Consider the following 5,739-nt stretch of genomic DNA (forward strand, 5'->3'; position numbering starts at 1 on the left):
ATATGTCGGGCGGAGAGGGACGCGACCCTTATGAGGATTACGTAACAATTAATAATGAATTGTCATCCTATGATAAACGTTTAGAAAACCGTCCACAGATTGTTGTCGCTAACAAAATGGATATGCCTGATTCTGAAGACCATTTGGAAATGTTCAAGGAACAAGCAGGAGAAGATGTTATCATCTATCCTATTTCAACGGTAACACGCGAAGGGATTGATGAACTGCTTTATGCGGTAGCTGATCAGCTTGAGCGCATTCCGAAACAAGAAGAAGCTATCGAAGAAGTGGATGAGAGGGTCGTCTATAAATATGAGAAAGAAGAAGCCGCTTTCAAGATAACTCGTGCAGACGACGGGGCCTATGTACTCTATGGCGAAAAAATCGAATCACTATTCAAACGGACCGATTTCTCGCATGATCAATCCATCAATCGATTTGCAAGACAATTGCGTAGCATGGGTGTAGATGAAGCACTCCGCAAACGTGGTGCAAATGATGGGGATACAGTGAGAATTCTTGACTATGAGTTCGAATTTGTAGATTAAAGAAGGGAGGGGTTGAATTGGCGGATTATAATGAGAAGTTTTATTTAGTCCGTAGTGACATCCTCCCGGAAGCGATGAAAAAGACGATTGAAGCGAAAGCTCTTCTTGAACGGGGAAAAGTAGAATCCATCTTTGAGGCTGTTCAGTCAGTTGGACTTTCAAGAAGTGCTTTCTATAAATATAGGGACGCTGTGTTTCCTTTTCAGGCTATGGTAAAAGAACAGATGATCACCCTTTTCTTCCATTTAGAAGATCGAGCGGGTACACTCTCAAACTTATTGCAGACGGTAGCCAATTCAGGCTGTAATGTTCTGACCATACACCAGACCATTCCTTTACAAGGAAAAGCGAACGTGACCCTGTCCTTAAACACGACAGGGATGGTCTATTCCATTGAATATTTACTACAGCAACTACACAAGCTCGATTTCGTCGATCGGGTAGAGATATTAAGTACAGGAGCTTAACTGGAGGGGAAGGAATGGAAAATCAACGGATCGGTTATTTAGGACCAAAAGGAACGTTTACAAAAATGGCAGTGGACGCACTCTTTGACGGTGGATCTTTCATCAGCTATGAAAGCATCCCTGCATGTTTGGACGCCGTTGAACGCGGTGACATTGAAACAGGGGTTGTACCGCTTGAAAATGCGATTGAAGGCTCTGTTCACCTAACGATCGATTATTTGGTGCACCAGGTGAACCAGTCGATCATAGCTGAAATGACAGTACCTATCAAGCAGCACCTTCTTGTCAATCCGGATTATCAAGGTGAAAAAATCAAGAAGATCTACTCGCATAGTCATGCCATTGCCCAGTGTCACCAATATTTGCATAAGCATTTTCCTGATGCTGAACTTGAATACACGGCTTCCACAGGGAAAGCTGCTGAAATTGTAGCTGCAAGTGGTAATGACGTAGCAGCCATAGGGAATCACCTTGCTGCTGAAGAAAATGGCTTAAAGCTGTTGGATACCAATATTCATGATTATGATAATAATCATACCCGCTTTGCCGTCGTCCAAAAGAATGCCAAGGCATTAAAAGTGAAAGATCATCCAGTATCCAGGCATAAAACAACCGTGATGGTGACCCTTCCTAAGGATTATGCAGGAGCACTGCATCAGGTATTAGCTGCTTTTTCCTGGAGAAAAATGAACCTTTCAAAGATCGAATCAAGGCCGATGAAGACAGGTCTCGGCAACTACTTTTTCTTAATAGACGTCGATCAACCGTATGATCAAGTGTTATTCCCTGGGGTCCAGGCTGAACTTGAAGCCTTAGGGTGTCAATTGAAAGTTCTCGGCACTTATCCTGCTTATCAAATTGATGTACCGACGCCAGTCCGAAAACCATAAATTTTGTTAACCCCTGAAGCCTTTATATCAAAAGGTTATCAGGGGTTTGTTTATATTTGTTGAAAATAAATATAGGCTTTTTCATCAATCTTTGAGCTTGTGCTGCATAGAGTGTTATGAAGCTATTATTGTCTTATTGTTTTCTAGATTTTCAGGAAGGGAGTTGCAATGGTGAGAATTCACATTGTACAAAAAGGCGATACACTCTGGAAGATTGCGAAAAAGTATGGGGTTGACTTTGAAGAGTTAAAATCGGTAAATACCCAGCTTTCCAATCCTGATATGATTATGCCGGGTATGAAAATCAAAGTTCCTCAAGGGACAAAGCAAGTGAAGAAAGAGATGCCGAAGAAAGAAATGCCAAAGAAAGAAATGCCGAAAAAAGAAATGCCATCCATGCCTCCTTATAAAGAAAACGTACCGAAGCCGATTCCTATCATCAAAGAGGACGAGAAAAAGCCGGTAGCGAAAGGTGTCATGGAAAAACCGATGATGCCAATGCAGCCAATTAACATGAATATGCCGATATCGATGCCGAGCATCGACCAACAGATGCAAAATTATTATACGACATTTCATCTTCCTCAGATGCCTATGCCTCAAGCTCCAAAAGCAGAAAAAGAGGAAATGCCTTCTGAGGAATCAAAAGAAGACGTAAAAGCTGAACAATACGAACCACAGCAATATATACCGCAGCAATATGCACCGCAGCAGTACGCACCACAGCAATACGCACCACAGCAATATGCACCACAGGAACAATATTGTCCACCAGGTCAGCCGCAGCTTGTACATTCAGACTTTTATTGTTGCCCGCCTCAACCTTACATGATGCCAATGCAGATGCCGATGCACCAGCAGCCAATGCCAATGTATCCTCAGCAAATGTATCCACAAGTTGGAGGAGTTGAATATGAAAGTGAGTCCTCTTCCATGATGGGTGGAATGCAAGCGGGTTCTGATTGTGGATGCGAAGGAGGACAGTGGCAAGACCCTCAGGCATATGGACCAATGATGGGATATGGACAACAACCGTTCCAGGGTTATCCGCAACAACAATGGCCGCAATCCTATGGGCCAATGCAACAACCGATGGGAGGTTGGCAGCCTTATCACGGCGGACAGCCGATGGGAAACTGGAATACGCCGCAATCAATGGGGAATTGGAATCAACAACAGCCATTCCAAGGTCAATGGTATCCACAACCTTGGAGGGACGATGATCTAGATGAAGACTGAACATAGAGAAGGCGATTCTTATTCGGATCGCCTTTTTCATTGGCTTCTTCATGAACAGCATATTCCGATAACATATGAGAAGATGATTAAGCCGAAGGTTTACAAAGTGCGTTACAATGGCACTCCGATGATCTTAAAAGGGTATCGAAGAGCGCAAACTCTCCACCAGCAGATTGACTTCTTCAAACATTGGAATTATGCCTATCAATCAGCTGCAAGGCCTCTGCCGTTTGAAGAAGATGTCTACACGAAAAGTAAGCTGGGTTGTGAATGGGGTCTTTTCGAGTGGTTAAAAGGAAGGCATGCGAATTTTGATAAGCACCATGATCGAGAACTTGCGGTAAAGGTTTTGCGTCAGTTTCATCGAACAACGAAAGGCATTGCCGTCTTAGCTATTCCTAAAGATCCGTTATATGTTAAATGGGAAAGACGTCTAGAGCAGTTTGAGGATTCTCGGGATGTCTTTTTAGATTATCGAAAAACTTCTCTCTTTGATGAGGTGCGAGCTTGTATGCTGAAGCAGTTAGAGCTTTTCGCGAATCATCCTTGGGGTGAAGTAGAAGAAAAAGCGTGGGAAAATCATGAATGGCTGCATGGAGATGTGGCACATCACAACTTCATCATTCACCGAAAAAATGAAATTAAATTGATTGACTTTGATTTATTGCATACTGGTCCTAGAGTTTATGATGACATTCAATTGGCTCAACGGTTTCTTCCCTATATTGAAGGACAAAAATCTTCTGTATTCAATTACTTTCAACACGTTGAGGACCAGGAGCTCTGGCTTAAAGGTGTTCTCGTACCAGCTGACTTATTAAGAGAGTGGTTGTATGGATATCGAAGGTGCCTGCGTGGGGACGCATCTTTTATGCGTCATCTGAAGAAATTGGAAAAATCATGGGAGAGCCGTAAGATGTTTGTCCGTTACACAGAAAATATGCTATGATTAGATATCATATGTGTGAAAGGATGAACAATCCGGTGGAGCAAAAAGTTGAAAAGATTGTATCTTGGTTACGCATCCAAGTAGAGCAGGCGAATGTAGAAGGGCTGCTTGTTGGAGTAAGTGGCGGCATCGATTCAGCTGTCGTAGCGAACTTAATCAAGCAAGCATGCCCTGAACATTCTTTAGGTGTTATTATGCCTTGTAAAAGTCAGTCCAGTGATCAAGACCACGCACAAAAAGTCATTGATGTTTGTGGCATTGAATCCATTACCGTTGATTTGACAGAGACGCATGAAGTCATGTTTAGTACGATTAAGCAGCAATTAAAAAACCAAGACTCATTCAATGAGGAGCAGGCCAAACTGGCAGATGCAAACTTACGTGCCCGACTAAGAATGAGCACTTTATACACAGTTGCAACCAATCATAAATACTTAGTTGTCGGGACAGACAACGCTGCCGAATGGTACACAGGGTACTTCACAAAATTCGGAGATGGTGGGGTTGACCTCGTCCCACTCGTTCACTTAACAAAAGGTGAAGTACGTGAAATGGCTGAATATCTAGGAGTTCCTCATGAAGTTGTCCATAAGCAGCCAAGTGCAGGCCTTTGGGAAGGACAGACAGATGAAAATGAAATGGGAACAAGTTATGAAATGATTGATAAATACTTGAAGGGAGAAGAGATCCCTGAAGAGGATAAGAAAATCATTGATGCTATGCATAAGAAGTCTGCTCACAAACGGCAGCTTCCACCTTCTCCTCCACAATAAACTGGCGAATATTAACAGACTAAAACATTCTCCTTGTACCATAGTAAGGGTAAAAGGAGAATGTTTTTTATGTGGAAAATTTCACTATTTATGATTGTATTTCTTTCTTCATTAGTTGCCTGTAATAATAATCAGGAAGCGGCTGAACAGGCACCTGCTGATCAGGAAGAGTCTTACTACCAACCATTGGAGTATTCCTCAGATAAAGGAATAGAACGCAGAGGCAAGATCCCTACAGGAAAAGATAGCTACTTTAAGCGAACAGCAGAAGATGAATTCCGCAACTCTAAATATGGGGAAACGAACCGTTCACATGACAATGTATTTAATAATGAAGAGTCAATGGCAATTATGGAAAAGGTAAACGAGTTGGAAGAAGTGACCATGACTCAGGCTTATACAACCGATGACCGTGTCTATGTAGCTGTGATGGTTAACCCTTATGATCGTAGAGATCAATCAGTTAATAAAAAGATTCAGGCAAAGGTAAAAGAAATTACAGACAAACCGATTTCTGTTTACACGAATAATAATAATTGGGATCACATGAAGGACCTTAATGCTCGTTTGAAAGCTTCTCAGGCTCCTGATGATCTGAAAAAGCGAATCAAGGATTTCTTCAATCAAAACAAATAATTTCTTGTTACAGTAGGAAGCGTTCTGAATTATTTCAGAGCGCTTTTTAAATGGCTTTACCAATATTGTTTTTGTAAAAAGATTAGTCATCAAAATAATAAAAGGTTTTTCAGTATAAGTGCAGAATTCTGTAAGACTCGATTTCGAGATGTTTGTAAGCCTGTTTCCTTTACTTGGGACAGAATTAGGAGGTCCTGGGAATCACTCGCTTTCCGTGGGCATGTGGTGAGCTTCCTC

The 5,739-nt window shown here is 42.0% G+C and carries 6 protein-coding genes and 1 pseudogene; all 7 read left to right on the forward strand.

Annotation, left to right across the window (positions count from 1 at the left end):
• A partial coding sequence (cgtA, locus tag LD39_RS11735; protein ID WP_035546614.1) for an Obg family GTPase CgtA occupies positions 1-548 on the forward strand: 548 nt, incomplete at its 5' end.
• A gap of 17 nt (positions 549-565) precedes the next feature.
• Positions 566-1,015, forward strand: coding sequence for an ACT domain-containing protein (locus LD39_RS11740; protein ID WP_035546616.1), 450 nt, complete (start codon positions 566-568; stop codon positions 1,013-1,015).
• A gap of 14 nt (positions 1,016-1,029) precedes the next feature.
• Positions 1,030-1,905 carry a prephenate dehydratase gene (pheA, locus tag LD39_RS11745; RefSeq protein ID WP_035546619.1) on the forward strand — a complete coding sequence of 292 codons (876 nt, stop codon included), beginning with the start codon at positions 1,030-1,032 and terminating at the stop codon, positions 1,903-1,905.
• A gap of 171 nt (positions 1,906-2,076) precedes the next feature.
• Positions 2,077-2,224, forward strand: a pseudogene (gene safA, locus LD39_RS23575) (SafA/ExsA family spore coat assembly protein); the annotation flags it as partial.
• 909 nt (positions 2,225-3,133) lie between these two features.
• Positions 3,134-4,093 (forward strand): aminoglycoside phosphotransferase family protein, encoded by a 960-nt coding sequence (locus LD39_RS11755; RefSeq protein ID WP_035546624.1) that lies wholly within the window; start codon positions 3,134-3,136, stop codon positions 4,091-4,093.
• 35 nt (positions 4,094-4,128) lie between these two features.
• The gene (gene nadE, locus LD39_RS11760) at positions 4,129-4,866 is read left to right on the forward strand and encodes an NAD(+) synthase (RefSeq protein WP_035546626.1); all 738 of its coding nucleotides are present in this window, start codon (positions 4,129-4,131) and stop codon (positions 4,864-4,866) included.
• 69 nt (positions 4,867-4,935) lie between these two features.
• Positions 4,936-5,502, forward strand: coding sequence for a YhcN/YlaJ family sporulation lipoprotein (locus tag LD39_RS11765; protein ID WP_035546628.1), 567 nt, complete (start codon positions 4,936-4,938; stop codon positions 5,500-5,502).
• Positions 5,503-5,739 lie beyond the last annotated feature (237 nt).

The organism is Halobacillus sp. BBL2006 (assembly GCF_000786645.1).
In the GTDB taxonomy this organism is placed as follows: Bacteria; Bacillota; Bacilli; order Bacillales; family Halobacillaceae; genus Halobacillus.

Excerpts from the sequence above, each read along its gene's own strand:
- pheA (WP_035546619.1), top strand. The coding sequence starts at position 1,030 with ATGGAAAATCAACGGATCGGTTATTTAGGACCAAAAGGAACGTTTACA.
- LD39_RS11755 (WP_035546624.1), top strand. The coding sequence starts at position 3,134 with ATGAAGACTGAACATAGAGAAGGCGATTCTTATTCGGATCGCCTTTTT.
- LD39_RS11765 (WP_035546628.1), top strand. The coding sequence starts at position 4,936 with ATGTGGAAAATTTCACTATTTATGATTGTATTTCTTTCTTCATTAGTT.